17 protein-coding genes are annotated in these 18,922 nt (G+C 71.4%); 8 read left to right on the forward strand and 9 right to left on the reverse strand.

The annotated features are described in order from the left end of the window. The first annotated feature begins 198 nt into the window (after positions 1-198). Complete coding sequence (locus ACSP97_RS00845; RefSeq protein ID WP_355327852.1) at positions 199-426, forward strand: DUF5133 domain-containing protein; 228 nt, start codon at positions 199-201, stop codon at positions 424-426. A gap of 20 nt (positions 427-446) precedes the next feature. Here ACSP97_RS00845 and ACSP97_RS00850 read toward each other — a convergent pair whose 3' ends face one another. The 4 genes from ACSP97_RS00850 to ACSP97_RS00865 all read right to left on the reverse strand — a co-directional run bounded on the left by ACSP97_RS00850 (position 447) and on the right by ACSP97_RS00865 (position 4,167). Continuing rightward, positions 447-1,712: an NAD(P)/FAD-dependent oxidoreductase gene (locus tag ACSP97_RS00850; protein ID WP_440556068.1), complete on the reverse strand. Its 1,266-nt coding sequence runs from the start codon at positions 1,710-1,712 to the stop codon at positions 447-449. Further along, entirely contained in the window at positions 1,709-1,903 is a 195-nt protein-coding gene (locus tag ACSP97_RS00855; RefSeq protein WP_355147491.1) for a ferredoxin, read from the reverse strand. Before ACSP97_RS00855 ends, ACSP97_RS00850 begins: the two co-directional genes overlap by 4 nt. Before the next feature lie 55 nt (positions 1,904-1,958). Beyond that, positions 1,959-3,179 carry a cytochrome P450 gene (locus ACSP97_RS00860; protein ID WP_440556069.1) on the reverse strand — a complete coding sequence of 407 codons (1,221 nt, stop codon included), beginning with the start codon at positions 3,177-3,179 and terminating at the stop codon, positions 1,959-1,961. A gap of 328 nt (positions 3,180-3,507) precedes the next feature. Continuing rightward, positions 3,508-4,167, reverse strand: coding sequence for a TetR/AcrR family transcriptional regulator (locus ACSP97_RS00865; protein ID WP_355526243.1), 660 nt, complete (start codon positions 4,165-4,167; stop codon positions 3,508-3,510). A gap of 458 nt (positions 4,168-4,625) precedes the next feature. Here ACSP97_RS00865 and ACSP97_RS00870 point away from each other — a divergent pair, with 458 nt between their 5' ends. The 3 genes from ACSP97_RS00870 (at position 4,626) to ACSP97_RS00880 (ending at position 7,747) form a co-directional block, all read left to right on the forward strand. After that, the gene (locus ACSP97_RS00870) at positions 4,626-5,795 is read left to right on the forward strand and encodes a CapA family protein (protein ID WP_440558533.1); all 1,170 of its coding nucleotides are present in this window, start codon (positions 4,626-4,628) and stop codon (positions 5,793-5,795) included. Positions 5,796-5,875: 80 nt separating this feature from the next. After that, positions 5,876-6,268, forward strand: a complete 393-nt coding sequence (locus ACSP97_RS00875; RefSeq protein WP_355147485.1) for a VOC family protein — start codon at positions 5,876-5,878, stop codon at positions 6,266-6,268. Positions 6,269-6,538: 270 nt separating this feature from the next. Beyond that, positions 6,539-7,747 carry a phospholipase D-like domain-containing protein gene (locus ACSP97_RS00880; RefSeq protein ID WP_440556070.1) on the forward strand — a complete coding sequence of 403 codons (1,209 nt, stop codon included), beginning with the start codon at positions 6,539-6,541 and terminating at the stop codon, positions 7,745-7,747. A gap of 149 nt (positions 7,748-7,896) precedes the next feature. On the opposite strand, the gene ACSP97_RS00885 is transcribed toward ACSP97_RS00880, so the two are convergent. The 3 genes from ACSP97_RS00885 to ACSP97_RS00895 all read right to left on the reverse strand — a co-directional run bounded on the left by ACSP97_RS00885 (position 7,897) and on the right by ACSP97_RS00895 (position 11,226). Continuing rightward, positions 7,897-9,036: an alpha/beta hydrolase gene (locus tag ACSP97_RS00885; protein ID WP_440556071.1), complete on the reverse strand. Its 1,140-nt coding sequence runs from the start codon at positions 9,034-9,036 to the stop codon at positions 7,897-7,899. A gap of 458 nt (positions 9,037-9,494) precedes the next feature. After that, the gene (locus ACSP97_RS00890; RefSeq protein ID WP_388293462.1) at positions 9,495-10,433 is read right to left on the reverse strand and encodes a quinone oxidoreductase family protein; all 939 of its coding nucleotides are present in this window, start codon (positions 10,431-10,433) and stop codon (positions 9,495-9,497) included. A gap of 151 nt (positions 10,434-10,584) precedes the next feature. After that, positions 10,585-11,226, reverse strand: a complete 642-nt coding sequence (locus tag ACSP97_RS00895) for an MBL fold metallo-hydrolase (RefSeq protein ID WP_355147556.1) — start codon at positions 11,224-11,226, stop codon at positions 10,585-10,587. A gap of 88 nt (positions 11,227-11,314) precedes the next feature. Between ACSP97_RS00895 and ACSP97_RS00900 the strand changes: the two genes are divergently transcribed. The 3 genes from ACSP97_RS00900 (at position 11,315) to ACSP97_RS00910 (ending at position 14,937) form a co-directional block, all read left to right on the forward strand. Next, positions 11,315-11,740 (forward strand): MarR family winged helix-turn-helix transcriptional regulator, encoded by a 426-nt coding sequence (locus tag ACSP97_RS00900; protein WP_388293464.1) that lies wholly within the window; start codon positions 11,315-11,317, stop codon positions 11,738-11,740. 445 nt (positions 11,741-12,185) lie between these two features. Further along, positions 12,186-13,853: a ricin-type beta-trefoil lectin domain protein gene (locus ACSP97_RS00905; protein ID WP_355327832.1), complete on the forward strand. Its 1,668-nt coding sequence runs from the start codon at positions 12,186-12,188 to the stop codon at positions 13,851-13,853. Positions 13,854-14,097: 244 nt separating this feature from the next. Beyond that, positions 14,098-14,937, forward strand: coding sequence for an alpha/beta fold hydrolase (locus ACSP97_RS00910; RefSeq protein ID WP_440556072.1), 840 nt, complete (start codon positions 14,098-14,100; stop codon positions 14,935-14,937). Positions 14,938-15,016: 79 nt separating this feature from the next. Here ACSP97_RS00910 and ACSP97_RS00915 read toward each other — a convergent pair whose 3' ends face one another. Both ACSP97_RS00915 and yicI read right to left on the reverse strand, forming a co-directional pair. After that, complete coding sequence (locus tag ACSP97_RS00915) at positions 15,017-16,030, reverse strand: LacI family DNA-binding transcriptional regulator (protein ID WP_355526260.1); 1,014 nt, start codon at positions 16,028-16,030, stop codon at positions 15,017-15,019. Positions 16,031-16,156: 126 nt separating this feature from the next. Then, positions 16,157-18,427 (reverse strand): alpha-xylosidase, encoded by a 2,271-nt coding sequence (yicI, locus tag ACSP97_RS00920; RefSeq protein ID WP_440556073.1) that lies wholly within the window; start codon positions 18,425-18,427, stop codon positions 16,157-16,159. Between the two features lie 224 nt (positions 18,428-18,651). Here yicI and ACSP97_RS00925 point away from each other — a divergent pair, with 224 nt between their 5' ends. Next, entirely contained in the window at positions 18,652-18,819 is a 168-nt protein-coding gene (locus ACSP97_RS00925) for a hypothetical protein (protein WP_358680133.1), read from the forward strand. Positions 18,820-18,922: the final 103 nt, after the last annotated feature.

An 18,922-nucleotide genomic window follows, 5' to 3' on the forward strand; every position in this document is an offset into this window, starting at 1 on the left:
CCGTCCGCGTTGATGGCCTCCGGGATTCCGCGGCCACCCCGAGGTCGGCGAGCCGCTCCGGTTGCCGTCCGCCGAGGGAGCGGGCCGGTCCCCCGGCTCCCGGCCGCCGTCCGAAATCCACGGGAATGGCGGCCGGGAGCCGGGGCACAAGGGCCGGTGCAGTTACCAAGTGGTTCGTGGTGATGAGGGAGACTCCCGATGCTGATGGCGCACCCCGCCGTACTGAAGAACCTGGTCGAGCAGTACGAGACGCTGCGGATCCTGCACGCCGAAGACGGCAGCGCCGAGGTGCGCCAGCGCATGGACGACGTCGCCTACACCCTGTGTGTGGCGACCGGAACCCGTGATGTCGACGCCGCGCTCATCGCCGCCCGCCACCGGCTGCCCGGCGCCCGCCCGCAGGACGACTCCCTGCTCAGCGCCTGACCGGTCCCCCGTTCGAGGGCTCAGCCCTCCACTGCCGCGGCCAGCCGTGCGGTGGCCTCCGGCCAGGGCGACGGCGTGGCGACCAGTGCGCGCAGGGACCTGGCCTGGCGTGGCGGCAGACCGATGGCCAGGGCTCCGGTGGCGTGGTCGGACGTGCCGTACAGCGCGGCCAGCCGTAGCGGGTCCTTGTCGAGGCGCAGCACCTGGACTCGCTCCGCGCCGGCCAGGACGCCGTACGCCTGGAGCTTCAGGCTGTACTGGTCGGACCAGAAGTAGGGCACCGGAGTGAACGGACGGCGTTCGCCGAAGCGCTCGGGGTCCAGTTCGGCCAGCAGATTGCGGGCGGCGGCCAGGCCCTGCTCGCTCGCGTTCATACGGTGCTCGATCCGCAGGTGCCGTCGCAGCACGGGGTGGTACCAGCGGGCGACGTCACCCGCGCCGTACAGCCCGGGGGCAGCGGCGCAGAACTCGTCGCAGCCGAGACCGTCGGACAGGTCCAGGCCCGCCGCGTCGGCACCGGGCCCGCGCAGCCAGTCGACGGCGGGAACGGAACCGATGGCGACGAGGACGTCGTCGGCCTCCACGACGGTGCCGTCGGCGAGGACGACGCCGCTCACCCGTCCGGACCGCTCGGTGATGCCGGTGACCGCCCGCCCTGTGTGCAGGCTGACACCGTGGGCGCGGTGTGCCTCGGCGAGCAGCCCTCCGACCTCGGCGCCCAGCACCCGCTGCATGGGGGTTTCCTTGGTGCCGACGAGGGCCACGTCGTGGCCGAGCGTGCGCGCCACGGCGGCGGCCTCGGCACCGAGCACACCGCTGCCGACGACGACGAGCCGCCGGCCGGGCAGGGCCAGGCGCCCGCGCAGGCGGAGCGCGTCGTCCAGGGTGCGCAGGAGGTGTACGCCCTGGACCCCTGCGGTGCCGGGCAGGGCGCGGGGTGTCACACCGGTGGCGGCGATGACTCCGGCACAGCGCAGATCGCTCTGCCCGTCGCCGTCCAGGGTGAGCGTGCGCTGCGCCGGGTCGTAGGCGCGGGCGCGGGTGCCCAGTCTCAGGTCGAGTTCCAGGCCGGTGATCTGCGCGGTGTCCCGCAGCGCGGTGCGCTCGGGCTCCCAGGCGCCGGACAGGACCTGCTTGGACAGCGGCGGCCGGTCGTAGGGCAGGTGGGGCTCGTCACCGACGAGGGTGATCTCGCCGTCCCAGCCAAGGCGTCGCAGCCCCTCCGCCGCGGCCAGTCCGGCCGCGGCGGCGCCGACGACGGCGATGCGGGGGCGGGCGGTGCTCATTCGCGCACCTGGATGGCCGCGGCCGGGCAGATGGTGGCGGCCTCGCGGACCGCGGCGTGCTGTGCGGCGTCCGGGGAGGCGTTCAGCAGGACGACGATGCCGTCCTCGTCACGCTGGTCGAAGACCTCGGGCGCGACCAGCACGCACTGGCCGGCGCCGCAGCACTTCGCTTCGTCGATGGTGATCTTCATCGGTGATTCCTTCTGTGTGGGGGTGTGATCCCTTGGGGGTTCGGTGGGGGTGGGGTCACCAGGTGACCGGCAGGGCGTGGCAGCCGTAGATGACCATGTCGGTGCGGAAGGGGATCTCCTCCACCGGCACGGCGGGACGCATCCCGGGGAAGCGGCGCAGCAGGGTGGTGATGACCACCTGCAGCTCGGCGCGGGCCAGGGCTTGGCCCAGGCACTGGTGGATGCCGTAGCCGAAGGCCACGTGGTGCTGGGCGTTGGGGCGGCGGATGTCGAGCCGGCCGGCGTCGGGGAAGGTGTCCTCGTCGCGGTTGGCGGACGGCACGGCGACGATGACGCCCTCGCCCTTGCGGATGAGCTGCCCGCCGACCTCGACGTCCGCCAGGGCCGCGCGGCGCGGACCGTTGCGGATGATGCTGTGGAAGCGCAGCAGTTCCTCGACGGCGCCGCGGATGAGGGAGGGATCCTCGCGCAGCCGGCCGGCGGTCTCCGGGTCGAGCATCAGGGTCAGGGCGCTCAGGCCGATCATGTTGGCCGTCGTCTCGTGTCCGGCGACCAGCAGCAGCACGGCGAACGCCACGAGGTCGTCGTGGGTCAGTTCTCCCTTGTCGTACTGCTCGGTGATCAGGCGGCTGAGGATGTCGTCACCCGGCTCGGCCTTCTTCGTCTCGACCAGGTCGTTGACGTAGGCGAGCAGCTCGGTGCGGGCCGCGGCGCGGTCCTCCTCGGGGATCTCGCGGGCGAGCAGGGCGCCGGTCAGCCGCTGGAAGGTGTCGTGGTCCTCGTAGGGGACGCCCAGCAGCAGGCTGATGGCGAGCGACGGCAACGGCAGCGCCAGGGCCTTGACCAGGTCGACGGGGTGCTCGGAGCGGTCGATGCGCTCCATGGCGTCGCACAGCTCGTCGGTGAGCTTCTGCAGGGTCGGGCGCAGTGCCTCCACCCGCTTGACCATGAAGTCGCGGGTCACCATGCGGCGCAGCCGGGTGTGCTCCGGCGGGTCCATGCGGATGAAGCCGCGGGTGGCGCCGGGACGCGGTCCGCCGCCGGTCATGCCGCTGACCGGATAGCCGGGGGTGGAGGTGTCGGAGCTGAAGCGCGCGTCGCCGAGGATCGCCCGGACGTCGGCGTAACGCGTGGCCAGCCAGGCCCAGCCGCCGTCATCCAGGGCGACCTTCGACAGGGGTTCCTCGATCCGCAGCCGGGCCAGCCCCTCCGGGGGGTCGAAGGGGCAACCGGAGGGCGGCTGAGTGGGAAGCGGGGGGAGTGCTGCGGTGGTCATGCCGCTCCTTGAGGGGGGAGAACACGTTGGATAACAGCTGTTAGCTTACACCTGTATCCCTAGGGTGTGCCGCAGTCCGGACGTCGGAAAAAGTGAAGAAAATCCGGCGGACCGGTGGGCGGCCTTGCCGGGGCAGGCCTCGCCGCGGATACACGGCCGGAGAAGGCGCTGGTCAGGGAAGTGCCACTCAGCCCCAAGGGTGTGCCCGGCGCAAGGCGCGCGGGGTGAGAGGCACGCCGGCCGGGGGGCTCGGCCGCGCGGGCAGGCGCCGGTCGGGGACGCGGCTGCTCGAACGGGCGCCGGTCAGGGGTGTGCGGGGTGGCGCGGGTCAGCGCTCCAGCAGGAGGCCGAGCAGTTCGTCGACGAACCGGTCGAGCCGGGCGGGGTCCTTGCGGCGCGGCATCACCTGCCACAGGGTGATCCGGCCGTGCAGCGCGCACCACAGCATGTACGGGGCGTCCGCGCGGGTGCCCCGGACCCTCCAGCCGGCCTCCTCACACGCGGTGAGCGCCCGGCTCAGGGCGCGCAGGAGCAGCCCCGCGGGATGGCCGTGCAGGCGCTCCTCGTCCACCGGGGTCTGCCAGGTCTCGCTCATCAGGCGGTACTTCGCCGGATTCGCGATCGCGAATCGGCAGTAGGCGGTGAGCTGGGAGCGCAGCCGGGCCAGCGGGTCGTCGGCGGGCGCGGAGCTGTCGGCCTCGGACATGATCCCGGCCAGCCGCTCGTAGTGCTCCGCCAGCACCGCCCACACCAGTTCCGTCTTGTCGGAGAAGTGGCGGTAGATGCTCGGGGTGGCGATGCCGACCTCCCGGGCGACGGCGCGCAGGGACAGGGCGTCCTCGCTACCCACCTGCTCCAGCAGCCCCCCGGCGGCCCGCAGGATCTCCTCGCGCAGCCGTTCTCCCTGCCCGCGCGGATTGCGTACGCGGATGGTCCGCTCGGCGGCGGCCCCGGCGGTTCCGCCACCGTTCTGCTTCTGCTCGGCCACCGCCGCACCTCCCTCGCTTCCGGACACCGGCACCGCAGCGGCCGGAGAGCACCGTGCGCGGATCGGCGCGCGGCACCGACCCGAACCTACATGACACGCCCTGCCGACCGGTGCGTCGTCTTCCGCCGCATCGCCACGGAACCCGGTGCGGCGGCCCGCCGTCGCCGCCATGGCTCGGCCCCTCCCCCGCGCTGCGGCAATCCTCGACAACGGACCCGCACACGCACACGTACGCGATGCGCCGAGGCACCGGTCCCCGGTTCCGGCGTGGCACGTGGCGTGCGCACCGGCCCGGCCGCCGCGGGTGAGGATGCGGTGGCCGGGCTTGTCCTCGGTGACGTCAACCGATTCACCGGGGAATCAGCAAAGGGAGCGTCCAGGGGAACGATGCCGGGAACACGCCGGTGGTGGCACTGCGCCGAGAGCGGCTGGTCGCTTCGTAGCATGAGCCGGTGATCATGTCCGGCGGTCAGCGTCCTCGACAGCGGCGCGAGCGGCAGCGGCCGGTACGTCGCCGCACGTTCACCCTCTTCCTGGCCGGGGCCGCTGCGGCGGCGGTCATCGCGGCCCTCGTCGCCCGCGGCGGCTCCGAGCACCCGGCCTCCGTCCCCTCTCCCCGGTCCCCCACACGGACGGCCACGTCGCTCGGCGCGCCGGCGCCGCCGCCGCGGCCTGCGGGCAACGTGCGGATCGCCGCCGTGGGGGACATCGTGATGGGCTCGCTGCCGGACGAGCTGCCGCCGGATGACGGCGCCTCGCTCTTCGACCCCGTGGACGATCTGCTCACCGGGGACGTGGTGCTCGGGAACCTGGAGGGCACGCTCACCACCAGCGGCTCCAGCAAGTGCGACTACATCGAGGGCCCGAACTGCTTCGCGTTCCGTGTCCCGCCGTCCTACGGCCGCCTGCTCAAGAAGGCCGGGTTCACGGCCATGAACACGGCGAACAATCACATCGACGACTTCGGCGCCGAGGGGCGGCGCGAGACGTTCGCCGCGCTGCGCTCGGCGAACCTGCTGTACACCGGCCGCCTGGGCCAGCTCACCGTGCAGCAGGTGCACGGCATCAGGGTCGCGCTCGTCGGGTTCGCTCCCGACCGGGGGGCGAACGACATCACGGACATCCCCGCCGCACAGCAACTCACCGCGCGCGCCGCGAAGTCGGCGGACATCGTGATCGTCACCATGCACGCCGGCGCGGAGGGCTCGGACCGCACCCACGTGGAGCCCGGCACCGAGTACTTCCTCGGCGAGGACCGGGGCGACGGCTATCGCTTCAGCCACGCGGTGATCGACGCCGGGGCCGACCTCGTCGTGGGGAGCGGCCCGCACGTGATGCGGGGCATGGAGTTCTACAAGGGCAGGCTGATCGCCTACAGCCTCGGCAACTTCACCGGCTACGGGGTCCTCGGCCTCGGCGGCACACTCTCCACCAGCGGCGTGCTTCAAGTGACCCTCCGTGCGGACGGCGGCTACGTCTCCGGGCAGCTGCGCCCGACCCGGATCGTGGCACCCGGCACACCTGAGCCGGGGGGCGAGGCGATCGACCTCGTCTCCGGCATGTCGGAAGAGGACTTCGGCCCGAACGCCGCGCGGATCTCGGCGGAGGGGACGATCCAGCACCCGTGATGGCGCCCGGGCCTCACCGCCGCCGACTGAATCCGGCAACCGGGGATATCCGCAGAGGCAGGCCATCCCCGGGAGGAAACATGACTTTGGTGAAGGCGGGCTTCGTGGTCCTCGACTGCGCCGAGCCCGAGAAACTCTCCGTGTTCTACAAGGAGTTGCTGGACGGCGAGCAGACGGGTGCCTCCGCCAACCTCGTGGAGATCCGTGGTGCCGACGGCGTACGGCTGGCCTTCCGCCGTGATGTGAACGCCACTTCGCCCAGCTGGCCGCGCCCGGAGAACTCCCTCCAGGCCCATCTGGTCTTCCTGGTCGAGGACATGGACGAGGCCGAGCGGCGGGTGGTGGGACTCGGGGGCCGGCCGATCGACACGAAGGATCCGGCGGGGCCGTACGAGGAACGCGGATACGCCGACCCGGCCGGTCACTCCTTCACCCTGCGCCTGATGCCCGTCACGGCGCCCAAGCAGGGCTGAACCGCCGGCGCCCCGGCCACGCCCGCGCGGCTCACGCCCCGTCCGGGCGCCATCCCCGCAGCGGGGACAGTGAGTCGGCACCGAGCGCACCGGCGATGCACGGCAAGTGCGCGACATCGCCGGTGCCGGACGCCTGCGCAGCCGCCTCGGCCAGGGCGACCTGCCTGACGGACTCACGCTGGAGTAAGGCGACGCCGCCCGGGCATCCGCTTGTCGGGCTCGCCCGGCGGCCCGTGACGTTCCGTTCTATGACCTGGTAGGGAATCCGGCGTGGTTGTCGACGATGTGGCAGCACCCTCTGCTCACTGTGCCGTACCCGACGCGGCGGCGCGCAAGCAGCGGCTGCGCCGACGGCTGGAGCGGCTGATCGGCGTGGCCGCCACCGAAGGCAACGCCCTGACGCCCCTGCGCAACGGAGACGAGATCTTCCCCGCGATGCTCGGGGCGATCCGCGCGGCCCGGCACACCATCGACATGATGACGTTCGTGTACTGGCGGGGTCAGATAGCGCACGACTTCGCCGCCGCGCTGGCCGACCGGGCCCGCGCGGGGGTGCGCGTGCGCCTGCTGCTCGACGGCTTCGGCGCCAAGGAGATCGAGCGACGGCTGCTCGACCTCATGAGCACCGCGGGCGTGCAGGTGGCCTGGTTCCGCAAACCCCTGTGGCTGTCGCCCTTCAAGCAGAACCACCGCTGCCACCGCAAGGCCCTCGTGGTCGACGAGCAGATCGCCTTCACCGGCGGGGTCGGCATCGCGGAGGAATGGTGCGGCGACGCCCGCAATCCCGCCGAATGGCGCGACACCCACGTACAGGTGAGCGGTCCGGCCGTGGACGGCATCGCGGCGGCGTTCGCCCAGAACTGGGCGGAGTGCCACGACGAACTCTTCGACGAGCGCGACCGCTTCACGGAACACCCGCAGGCCGGCTCGTCGGTGGTGCAGGTCGTCCGCGGCTCCGCGAGCATCGGCTGGCAGGACATGCAGACCCTCATCCGCGTCATGCTCACCTCCGCCGAGGAACGCTTTCGGCTCGCCACCGCCTACTTCGCTCCCGACACCTATTTCGTCGACCTGCTGTGCCGCACCGCTCAGCGCGGGGTGCGGGTCGAGATCCTGCTGCCCGGTCCCCATACCGACCAGCGCGCCTGCCAGCTCGCGGGCCAACACCACTACGCACGTCTGTTGCGGGCCGGTGTGCGCATCCGTCAGTACCAGCCGACCATGATGCACGCCAAGATCATCACCGTGGACTCGGTCGCCTCGCTCGTCGGGTCCACCAACTTCAACCGCCGGTCCATGGACCACGACGAAGAGGTCATGCTCGCCGTCCTGGACGAGACGTTCACCGCCGCGCTCGACCGGGACTACGAGGCGGACGTGGAGCAGAGCGTGGAGATCGACGCCACGCGCTGGAGACAGCGGGCAGTGCTGCAACGCGCGAAGGAAGCCGCGGTCACCCCGCTGCGCCGCTTCCTTTGACGACTGCCCGGTACGCCTGAGGAGTCGGCGAGCTGGTACCACGGGGCCGCCAAGGTCGTCGCCATCGGCCTGGTGATCGCAGCAGCGGCCGGGCGAGCCCGTGCCCGGTCGGAGGCACCGTGACGCCTCCGGCCGGGCACGATCCGCTGTCAGCCGTTCAGGGCTTGGCGCAGGAATGTGCCGGTCTGGGCGACGGCGTCCTTGGCGGACGGTGTGTCGCGCAGCGCGTCGAGCATCATGAAGTCGTGCACGGTGTGCGGGTAGTTGAGGTGCCGGACGTTGACGCCCGCGGCGCGCAGCTTGCCGATGTAGGTCTTGGCGCCGTCGAGGAGGGCGTCGGAGTCGGTGACGACGAGCGCGGGAGGCAGGCCGCGCAGTTGTCCGGTGGTGGCCTTGTTGGGCGAGGCCAGCGGGTTGTCCCGGTCGGCGGTGCGGGGGGCGTACTTGTCCCAGAACCACTTCATGTTGGCGCGGGTGAGCCAGCAGTTCTCCGAGAACCGCCGGTAGGAGGCGGTGTCGAAGTTCGCGTCGGTGACGGGATAGAGCAGGACCTGCCGGCGGAACTTCACTCCGCCGCGCTGCTTGGCCATCATGGTGACGGCGGCGGTCATGTCACCGCCGACGGAGTCGCCGGCGATGGCGAGACGTTTCCCGTCGATCCCGATCTCGTTGCCGTGTTCGGCCACCCACTTGGAGGCGGCGTAGGCCTGCTCGATGGCGACCGGGAAGCGCGCTTCCGGGGAAGGCGTGTAGTTGACGAAGACGATGGCCGCGCGGGCTCCGCCGGCGAGCTGGCGCACCAGCCGGTCGTGGGTCTTCTCGTTGCCGAGCACCCAGCCGCCGCCGTGGATGTAGACGAGACCGGGGAGCGTGCCCTTGACCCCGGCGGGACGGACGATCCGCAGGGACACCCGTCCGGTGGGGCCGCCGTCTATGGTCTTCTCGGTGATGTCGGCGGCGAGCTTGGGCACGGGGCCGGCCTGGAGCTTGTCGAGGACCTTGCGGGCCTGCGCGGGGGTCTGCTCGAACAGCGGCTTGCCGTCCTGGTGGGCGAGCTGGTCGAGGAAGGACTGCGTGGTGCGGTCGAGCGAGATGGGCGGCACCCCGCAGGGGACGTCGCCCTTGGAGGTGTCGCCGCCGGCCGTGCCGCCGCCGGTGACGACCGACGCGGGGACGGTGGTGGCGGCGCCGGGTGCGGCGCAGTAGCCGACCAGGACGGCGCCTGCCGCCACGGCCGCCGCCACGGACGACAGGCTCCTGCGACGGGCTTGTCCCTCGGTTGCACGCATCGACTTCTCCTTCTGGGTGAACTTTCCCCCTTCCGCATACCGTTGCGGGCAATTCCACTGATCGCTCCGGGGACGGGCCGTTCGGGTGATCGGTACCTGCCGACGGAGTGACAATCGGCACCAACCGGTGTGCCGTCCGGATCGCCACGCGGGTGCTCGGGCCGGACAGTGACAGGGCCCGCATAGTGGCAGGGCCCTGATAGTGACAGGGAGGCCGAAGCGCGGCGAGGCGGGCGCGCGGGCTCGTCGTTCGTGCGCCCCTCCCCTGGGTGCGCCCGCCGGCCGCGGTCTCCGAGCGGCAGGGCCGGACGGTCCTCCCGGTGCCGGTGAAGTCACCACCGCGAACGCCACCTTGAGCGCCGAGTCCGGCAACTCCCGGGAATGCGAGGGCGGTCGACCCCAACGCCACGAACGACGGCCGACCAGTCAACCGGCCCCGTGGCAGCCAGCCGACGGCTTCACATCAGCACCGCGATGCTGCCCCGGCCTCCCCCCTTGCGGCGGGTCTCCACCGCTTCCGCCATGCGCGCGAAGGACAGGGCGGTGGTGCGGAGGGTGAGCCGGCCCTCGGTCAGGTCCCTCAGCAGCCGGTCGAACACCTCGGCGGGGACATGGCGGCGAACCATGTTCATCGGCAGCAGGGCGATGTCCCGGGACATCAGCGTGGGCAGGTCGACACGGAGCGTGGTACCGGCCACGTACCCGATCAGGACCGCCCGCCCGCCGGGCCGCATGGCTCCCAGGAAGCTCGGGACGGTGTCCCCGCCGACGGTGTCGAGCAGGACGTCGGCCTCCCCTTCGACCGTGACCTCCGCCGCGGCCGGGCGGACCAGTACCTCGTGCGTCGCGTCGGGCACGGCACCGGCCGCGTCCCCGTCCCGGACCACGGCCACGACGTACGCCCCGGCCCGCGCGGCCAACTGCACGCAGAGCGAACCGACGGCGCCGGCCGCGCCGGTGACCAGTACCCGCTCCCCCTCCCTGATCCGGCCCACCGCCTCCACGGCGGCCCACGCGGTGGTCATCGGCGAATAGCACGTGGCGGCGAGCGCGGCGTCGGTCTCCCGGGGGACCTCGCGGATCGCGTCGACCGGGACACCGACACGCTCGGCCCAGGTGCCGTCCCGGTCCAGGCCGATGCCACCGCCTCGCACCAGCACCCGCCGACCGAGCAGCGCGGCGTCGCCCTCGACGACGGTCCCGACGCCCGCGGTGCCGGGGGTGAACGGCAGCGCGGGCCGGTGCGTGAAGGTGCCGGTCATGACGGTGAGGTCCAGATGGGTGACGGCGGCGGCCTCGACTTCCACGATCACCTCGCCCTCCCGGGGCGGCCCCGGAAACGCGGTCTCCTCCAGGTCGGGGGCGGTGTCCCAGGCGTGCAGACGAGCGGCGATCATGGCGTGCTCCAGGGGTCGATTCCGTCAAGGGCGGTGCTCCGTGAGGAGAACACCGCGACGGACGCGCGGTCCAATCCTTCCGCAGCCCGAAAATGCCCGCGCCCGCAAGCACCAACGCGAGCGGCTCGTCGCCGGCGACGGCCCGCGGCCCTCAGTCGATGCGGACGCTCGTGTCCGGGGCCAGGCGGTGGTAGCGGGCCGGGACCCCGGGGCCCCGCTCGCCGAGGAAGCCCTCGACCATGGTGGTGCCGATGTCGTTGAGGGCGCCGTCGTGTACGGCATAGGCGTCACGGGGAGCGACCTCGCGCACGTAGTCGATCAGATCGCCGACGGTGGACCAGGGGGCGTGCACCGGCAGCAGCAGCGTGCCGACCGGAGCCCCGGGGACGGTGAGTGCGTCGCCGGGGTGGAAGAGGGCCTCGTCCACCAGGAAGCCCACGTTCGGGATGCGCGGGACATCCGGGTGGATGACCGCGTGCCAGGCCCCGTGAACCGTGATGTCGAAGCCCGCCGCACTGAATGCGTCCCCCTCGCCGACGGCGGTGACCCGCGCGCCCAGGCCGTCCAGTCGCTTCGCGACGGACGAGTTGGTCCAGATGCGCAGACCCGGACGCGCCGCGGCGGCCCGGCGCAGCACCTCCTCCGAGAAGTGGTCGAAGTGCTCGTGCGTCACGAGCACGGCGTCGGCGCCCTCCAGCGCCCTTGGATCGGTCAGGCCGCCCGGGTCGACGACCAGGCGGCGCCCGTCCTTCTCGAGCCGCACACACGCATGACCGAACTTGGTGAGCTCCATGACTGGCATGCCCTCCTCCTCATCATTGAACCTAGTTGTACAACTTAACTGTACAACTAGGTTTGGCATAGACGGCTAAGATGGCCCCATGGACGAAGACGCGCTGGCCGAGGAGCTTCGGCGGTCGATCGGCGAGCTGGTCAGGGCGGTGCGGACCGTGGACACCATGCCGCCCGGCGAGGCCGCCATTCTCGGATTCCTGGACCGCGGGGGCCCTTTGACCACGGCCGAACTCGCCCGCCTGCGCGGCGTCACGCACCAGTCGGCGGCCAAGTCGGTCAAGGACCTCTCGGCCGACGGCCTGATCCACGGCGAGCAGCACCCCGAGGACGGCCGGAAGCTTCTGCTGCACCTCACCGACGCCGGCCGCTCCCGCCTCCAGCGCGAACGCGCCACCCGCGTCGGCGCCCTGGGCGCCGCCATTCGCGAGACCTTCGACCCCGACGAAATGCAGCGACTCGGCGAGGCCGTCGCCCTGCTGTCCCGCCTGACGGCCCGCCTCACCGGCAACTGACCGCTCGCCGAGCGAGCACCCGCCGAACGCCTTCCGCTTGTCGAACCACGGACTTAAGCACCCAAGCCGTTCTCAGTCCGTTGCGCAGCCTTGACGGTGTTGGTCTGGGCCAATACCGTCTGCTTCGCACAGAACTCCACATGGCTCAACACCGCAAACTGTCACCAGAGTTGGTGATGCATCCGCCGGTTGGAGACGACAGCCCGGCCGTCCGCTGTGGGTCTGCCTGCCGACGGCAGCCCAGGCACCGACCGTCGCCCCGTTCGTCGCCATCCGGACCCGCAAGGGCGCGTGCGCCGCTCCCCGCTGACGGAGATCACCAGGGTGGCACGGCGAACAGACGCGATCATGTGATTCTTCGGAGGCCAGACCTATGCAATCACCCCCTGGAAGGGCACCGCGCCGCAGGTGGAAGAGAGCGCTCTCTCTGCTTCCCGTCGTCGTGATGACGGTGGCGGCCACCGTCACCACGACGCTCAACGCCCAGGCCGCGGTGCCCCCGGCGCCGTCGGGCTTCACGCTCACCTGGAGCGACGACTTCAACGGTGCGTCCGGCACCGGCATCGATCAGAACCTGTGGAAGTACGACACCGGGCCGGGCAGCAACTTCGGCACCGGTGAGATCGAGACGATGACCAACAGCACCTCGAACGTCTACTACGACGGTCAGGGTCATCTGGTGCTCCAGGCCCTGCACTCGGGTTCCGACCCGCGCAGCGGATGGACCTCCGGGCGCGTGGAGACCCAGTCGGCGAGCTTCGGCGCCCCGGCGGGCGGTGTCGTACGCATGGAGTCCGTCCTCCAGCAGCCCAACGTCACCACCGCCAACGGGGCGGGCTACTGGCCGGCGTTCTGGATGCTCGGTGCGCCGCTGCGCGACGGTGTGACCTGGCCGAAGTCCGGCGAGATCGACGTCATGGAGGACATCAACGGCCGCAGTTCCGTCTTCAGCACCCTGCACTGCGGTGTGAACCCGGGTGGGCCGTGCAACGAGTCGACCGGCATCGGCTCGGGTGAACGCGCCTGTTCGGGCTGCCAGACCGGCTTCCACGACTACGCGGTGGAGATCGACCGCTCGATGTCGCCGGAGCAGATCAGGTTCTATCTCGACGGGAACAACTTCTACACGATCAACGCCAACCAGGTGGACGCCACGACCTGGTCCAACGCGGTCGACCACCCCTTCTTCATCATCTACGACCTGGCGATCGGCGGCGGCTTCCCGGACGCCTTCGGCGGGGGCCCGAACGCGTCCACGGTGTCCGGCGGCAAGCTGGTCATCGACTCGGTGGCCGTCTACAACAAGGCGCCCGGCTCCGGGGGCGGTGGCGGTGGCGGCGGCGGTTCGGTGAGCGGTCAGACGATCACCGGCCCCGGCGGCAAGTGCGTGGACGTGGCGGGCGACGACACCGGCGGTGACGGCACCGCGGTCCAGCTCTGGGACTGCCAGTCGGCGGCCAAGGACCAGCACTGGACCTGGAGCGGCCAGACCCTGCAGACCCTCGGCAAGTGCCTGGACATCGCAGGCGGCAACAGCGCCGCCGGTACGAAGCTCCAGCTGGCCAACTGCAACGGCGGCGGCTACCAGAACTGGGTGCGGCAACCGGACGGCACGCTGCGGAACCCGACCAGCGGCCGGTGCATCGACTCGCCGTCGGGTGCCACCGCCAACGGCACCCGCCTGCAGATCTGGGACTGCAACGGCTCCGCAGCCCAGCAGTTCGCCATCGGCACCCCGATCTACGGACCGGGCGGCAAGTGCGTGGACGTGGCGGGCGACGACACCGGCGGCGACGGCACCGCGGTCCAGCTCTGGGACTGCCAGCAGGCCACGTCGCTCGACCAGAAGTGGACCTGGAACGGCCAGACCCTGCGTACGCTGGGCAAGTGCCTGGACATCGCGGGCGGTGTGAACGCGGCCGGCACGCAGCTCCAGCTGGCCAACTGCAACGGCGGCGGCTACCAGAACTGGGTCGCCAACGCGGACGGCTCCATATCCAACCCGACCACCGGCCGGTGCATCGACTCGCCGTCGGGTGCCACCGCCAACGGCACCCGCCTGCAGATCTGGGACTGCAACGGCTCCGCGGCCCAGAAGTTCTCACTGGCATGAGCAAGGTGAGCCCCGTCTGAGACGAGGCGGGCCACGTCGAAGGGCCGCACCCCGACCGGTGCGGCCCTTCGGTGCGTTCGCCGCCGCGCAGGTGATCCGCCGGGGCCTTCGTGCGGGGAGCCGCCGGGTTGCGTGGCCCGCTCGCCGTCGACCGGAAGCGGGACCGAGCCGACCGTTTCGCGAAGCCTTCCAACCGCCCTCTAGTCTCAGGTTGTTGATGCCCTCGGCTTCGGGAGGACGACCCATGGCAGCCGTGCACGTGACCGTGTGGGACGACCGCCATCGGCCCGGCAAAGGCCGGCCCGGGAAAACTTCGGCGGACGCTGCTGCCCCCGCCCTCTTCGTCCACAACATCTTCACCTGGGGCAGCGACCCCGTGTACGGGTTCGCCGGGCAGCGGCCCCTCGCGGACGGCCGACGGCTGCTCCTGGTGGATCGCCGGGGCTACGGCGACAGCCCGGACACCCCGCGCAGCGACTTCGAGGTCGACGCCGAGGACATCGTGGCGGTTCTCGGCGACGAGGTCCGCGCCGTCGGGGTCGGCGGCGTCCACCTCGTGGGGCACGGGAACGGCGCCGTCGCCGCGCTCGTCGCCGCCGCGCGCCGGCCCGACCTCGTCCGCTCCCTTGCCCTCGTCCAGCCTTCCGCCTTCACCGCCGCGCCGCACCATCCAGTCGTCGCCGACCTCCTCGACCGGGTGCGCGACGGCGCCCCGGGCGTACCGGACGGCGTCACCGCGGAGCAGTATCTGCGTGCGTCCACCGAGGGGTTGGGGATGGCCATGCCCGAGCCCACGCCGCGCCGACTCCGTGCCGTTGCCACGTCCATGCGGGAGCGGCCCATCTGGGAGGCGGAGATCCCGCTGGCGGCGATCCGGGGCGCCGCCCTGCCGATCCTGGTGATCTGCGGAACCTGGGAGCGCGCGCCGGCCCGCTACCGCGAGCACGTGGGGCTCCCCCTCATGGCCGTGGCCGAGTCCCTCGCGGACTCCCTCGGGGGCCGCCTCCTGCGGGTGCCCGGGTACTACCCGCACACCCAGGAGTCCGCCGCCGTCAACGCCGCCCTGCGGGAGTTCTGGGGCTGACACGGCCCCGGACCGCCTGCCCGTCCCGCGCTTCGGCCTCCGCGTGCTCCACGCCGAAGCCCAAGGCCTGCGGACAGGATCACGGCGCGGTCGGCGCCGGTCCCGAGCTGGCCCGGACGGTCAGCTCGGGGGCGATGAGCACCGCGCCGTCCGTCTCGCGCCCGTCGAGTTTGCCCACCAGGAGCTCGACCGCGTGCCGGCCCAACTCCTGGGCCGGGACGGCGACCGAGGTGAGCCGTACCGAGGCCTGGACGGCGACCTGCTCGGGGCAGACGGCCACCACCGACACGTCCTCGGGCACGGCCCGCCCCTGGCGGCGCAACACGGCGAGCAGCGGCTCCACCGCGGACTCGTTCTGCACGACGAAGCCCGTGGTGCGCGGGCGCTCGTCGAAGATCCGGGACAGGGTCACCGCCATGGCGTCGTAACCGCCCTCCCAGGGGCGGTGCAGCACCTTCAGGCCGAGTTCGCGGGCCCGGGAGCGGAGGCCGTCGAGGGTGCGTTCGGCGAAGCCGGTGTGCCGCTCGTAGACGGCGGGGGCCTCGCCGATGACGGCGACGTCCCGGTGGCCGAGCTCCGCCAGGTGCTCCACGCAGAGCGCGCCCGTCGCACTCCAGTCGAGATCGACGCAGGTCACACCGGCGGTGTCGGCGGGCAGACCGATCAGCACGGAGGGCTGCTCGGTCGCCCGCAGCAAGGGCAGTCGCTCGTCGTCGAGTTCGACGTCCATGAGGATCATCGCGTCGGCGAGACCGCTGCCGGTGACCCGGCGCACCGCGTCGGGGCCCTCCTCGCCGGTGAGCAGGAGGATGTCGTAGCCATGGGTCCGCGCGGTGGTCGCCACGGCGGTGGCGATCTCCATCATCACCGGGACGTACATGTCCGTACGCAGGGGGATCATGAGGGCGATGATGTTCGACCGGTTGCTGGCCAACGCGCGGGCGCCTGCGTTCGGGTGATACCCCAGTGCCCGGATGCTCCGCTCGACCCTCTCCCGGGTCCCCGCGGAGATGGACCGCTTGCCGCTGAGGACATAGCTCACCGTGCTCGCCGAAACTCCGGCGTGCTGGGCGACCTCTGCGAGAGTGACCAACCGGCTTCTCCAGGCTCTAGGAAACGCTTCGACAAGACTCGTGATCTGGCGGTGGTAGAGAGATGGAATTTTACCCTAGTACCAGCTAGAGGCCCGTGTCCATGACTGTCGAAGCGCTTCGATCTCTCAGGTGAGCGACACCGTGACCTGGCCGCTTCCGGTGGCACTCGGGCCGCCGACGATCTGGACGGTGAAGGGCTTGTCGGTGCTCTCCGCGGTGACGCGCAGGGTGTCCCCCCGCCGCCGGAGGCGGAAGGTGGCGCTGGTGGCGCCGGCCTGGTCCGGGACGGTCACGGTCCGCTCGTACCCCTGCTCGGTGGCCGGGTGCGCCAGCAGCGTGATGCCGTCCAGCCAGTCGCCGTCGGGACGCCGGCCCTCGGCGGCCAGCGGCAGGACGGCACCCTCACGAACGTACAGCGGGAGGCTGTCGTAGCCGTGGCGCTCGGTGCGCCAGACCGGGCCGGTGACCGTCTCACCGGTGAGCAGGTGCGTCCAGACGCCGTCGGGCAGATAGACCTCGACCTCGCCGTCCTCGGTGAAGACCGGGGCGACCAGCAGATCGGCGCCGAGCATGTACTGACGGTCCAGCGGGCGGCAGGCCGGGTCGCCGGGGAACTCCAGCACCATCGGGCGCATCGAAGGCACGCCCGTGCGGTGGGCCTCGACGGCGGCACCGTACAAGTACGGCATCAGACGGTGCTTGAGCAGGGTGAAGCGGCGGGCGACGTCGACGGCCTCGTCGCCGAACTCCCACGGCACGCGGTAGGAGGAGGAGCCGTGCAGACGACTGTGCGAGGAGAGCAGGCCGAAGGCCAGCCAGCGCTTGAACACCGAGGCGTCCGGGGTGCCTTCGAAGCCGCCGATGTCGTGGCTCCAGAAGCCGAAGCCGCTGAGCGACAGCGACAGTCCGCCGCGCAGCGACTCGGCCATGGCCTCGAAGGAGGACCAGCAGTCGCCGCCCCAGTGCACGGGGTACTGCTGGCCGCCCACGGTCGCGGAGCGGGCGAACAGCACTGCCTCGCCCCGCCCGCGCTCCTTCTCCAGGAGGTCGAAGACGGTCCTGTTGTACAACTCGGTGTAGTAGTTGTGCATCCGCTCGGGGTCCGAGCCGTCGTGCCAGACGACATCGGTGGGGATGCGCTCGCCGAAGTCGGTCTTGAAGCAGTCGACGCCCTGGTCCAGCAGCGGCTTGAGCTTCGACTGGAACCAGGCGCAGGCCTCGGGACTGGTGAAGTCCACCAGGCCCATGCCCGCCTGCCACAGGTCCCACTGCCACACGTCGCCGTTGGGGCGGCGCACCAGGTGGCCCAGTTCGGCGGCCTCGTCGAACAGCGGGGACTTCTGCGCGATGTACGGGTTGATCCAGACGCTGATCCGCAGACCCTTGGCCTTCAGCCGGGCCAGCATGCCCTCGGGGTCGGGGAAGACGTCCGGGTCCCACCGGAAGTCGCACCACTGGTACTCGCGCATCCAGAAGCAGTCGAAATGGAACACGGACAGGGGGATGCCGCGCTCGGCCATGCCGTCGACGAACGACATCACCGTCGCCTCGTCGTAGGAGGTGGTGAAGGAGGTGGTCAGCCACAGGCCGAAGGACCAGGCCGGCGGCAGAGCCGGGCGCCCGGTGAGCCCGGTGTAACGGCCGAGGACGTCCTTGGGGGTGGGACCGGCGACGACGTAGTACTCCAGGGTCTGGTCCTCGACGCTGAACTGGACCTGGCCGACGGATTCCGAGCCGACCTCGAAGGAGACCTTGCCGGGGTGGTTGACGAAGACGCCGTAGCCACGTGAGGAGAGGTAGAACGGGATGTTCTTGTACGCCTGTTCGCTGCTGGTGCCGCCGTCGGCCTGCCACATGTCGACGACCTGTCCGTTCTTGACGAACGGGGTGAAGCGCTCGCCGAGGCCGTAGACCTGCTCGCCGACGCCGAGCGCGAGCTTGGCCACCATGTGGTGCTCACCCCGGTCGGTGGTGGCGAAGGCGGCGCTCTTGGCACCCGCCCGGGTCAGTTCGCGGCCGTCGGCGTCACAGAAGCTCAGCGCGAAGGGGGCGGAGCGGTCCAGACGCAGGCTGAGCGGGCCGCTGATCAGCTCGGTGACATCGCCTTCGGCGCGCACCTCCCCCACCCCGCCCTCGTCGCCGCCGACGGTGAATTCGGGGCCGGTGCGACGCCTGCCGGAGTGATGGGTGAGGCGGACGCCGATGACGCCCTCGGCGGGCGAGAAGCAGTCGACGGAGATGAGCGGCGCGTTGAGCGTGTCACCCCTCCGCGTCACGCGTTGCACTGCGGCATGGGCAGTGATGCGCTTCGACTCCACGCGGACGTCACGCACGTCGATGGCGTAGTCGATCTGTACGCCATCGCGAACACGCCAGAAGCCGTCGGTGAACTTCATGATCTCCCTCAGGGGTGCGGAGGCTGTCGAGCCGGGACACAGGCATCGCCACGAAGGCTCTGAAGAGGCTTGATCGTGCAGGCGACACCTTGCTGCACGGCGGACCTCGAAGCAAGAGGCGACCGCACGGGGCTAGCGCGCGGGCGACCTCGTGGCGTATTAGTCATCCCACCAAACAAACCGTCCGGCAAGGTCTCCGGACTGCGCGAAAGCAAGAGCCGCACATGTCGATTTTGTCGAAGCGCTTCAACACCCTGTCGGAGGACAGGCGTTCCTACGGCCTGTCGAGCGTCGGCGGGCAGGCCGTGGACGGCGTGCGGGCGCCGTCCGGGGACGCTTCCGCCTTCGAGGCACTCCCCCGTCGGCGCCGTCACGCGCGGGACGACCTCTGAGCACCTCGGCCGGTTCGCCGCGGACCGTCTCTTCGGCGGCGGCCGACCGCCCCGACCGTTCCGTGTTCCGCGCCACCCGCGCCGGGCACGGAGCCGAGCCACC

The sequence above is a fragment of the Streptomyces sp. SCPE 10 genome (assembly GCF_051980735.1).
Taxonomy (GTDB): Bacteria; Actinomycetota; Actinomycetes; order Streptomycetales; family Streptomycetaceae; genus Streptomyces; species Streptomyces misionensis.

What these genes read in the sequence shown, in the direction of transcription:
- ACSP97_RS00845 (WP_355327852.1), top strand. Translation starts at nt 199, where the DNA reads ATGCTGATGGCGCACCCCGCCGTACTGAAGAACCTGGTCGAGCAGTAC.
- ACSP97_RS00850 (WP_440556068.1), bottom strand. Translation starts at nt 1,712, where the DNA reads ATGAGCACCGCCCGCCCCCGCATCGCCGTCGTCGGCGCCGCCGCGGCC.
- ACSP97_RS00855 (WP_355147491.1), bottom strand. Translation starts at nt 1,903, where the DNA reads ATGAAGATCACCATCGACGAAGCGAAGTGCTGCGGCGCCGGCCAGTGC.
- ACSP97_RS00860 (WP_440556069.1), bottom strand. Translation starts at nt 3,179, where the DNA reads ATGACCACCGCAGCACTCCCCCCGCTTCCCACTCAGCCGCCCTCCGGT.
- ACSP97_RS00870 (WP_440558533.1), top strand. Translation starts at nt 4,626, where the DNA reads ATGTCCGGCGGTCAGCGTCCTCGACAGCGGCGCGAGCGGCAGCGGCCG.
- ACSP97_RS00875 (WP_355147485.1), top strand. Translation starts at nt 5,876, where the DNA reads ATGACTTTGGTGAAGGCGGGCTTCGTGGTCCTCGACTGCGCCGAGCCC.
- ACSP97_RS00885 (WP_440556071.1), bottom strand. Translation starts at nt 9,036, where the DNA reads ATGCGTGCAACCGAGGGACAAGCCCGTCGCAGGAGCCTGTCGTCCGTG.
- ACSP97_RS00890 (WP_388293462.1), bottom strand. Translation starts at nt 10,433, where the DNA reads ATGATCGCCGCTCGTCTGCACGCCTGGGACACCGCCCCCGACCTGGAG.
- ACSP97_RS00895 (WP_355147556.1), bottom strand. Translation starts at nt 11,226, where the DNA reads ATGGAGCTCACCAAGTTCGGTCATGCGTGTGTGCGGCTCGAGAAGGAC.
- ACSP97_RS00900 (WP_388293464.1), top strand. Translation starts at nt 11,315, where the DNA reads ATGGACGAAGACGCGCTGGCCGAGGAGCTTCGGCGGTCGATCGGCGAG.
- ACSP97_RS00905 (WP_355327832.1), top strand. Translation starts at nt 12,186, where the DNA reads ATGACGGTGGCGGCCACCGTCACCACGACGCTCAACGCCCAGGCCGCG.
- ACSP97_RS00910 (WP_440556072.1), top strand. Translation starts at nt 14,098, where the DNA reads ATGGCAGCCGTGCACGTGACCGTGTGGGACGACCGCCATCGGCCCGGC.
- yicI (WP_440556073.1), bottom strand. Translation starts at nt 18,427, where the DNA reads ATGAAGTTCACCGACGGCTTCTGGCGTGTTCGCGATGGCGTACAGATC.
- ACSP97_RS00925 (WP_358680133.1), top strand. Translation starts at nt 18,652, where the DNA reads ATGTCGATTTTGTCGAAGCGCTTCAACACCCTGTCGGAGGACAGGCGT.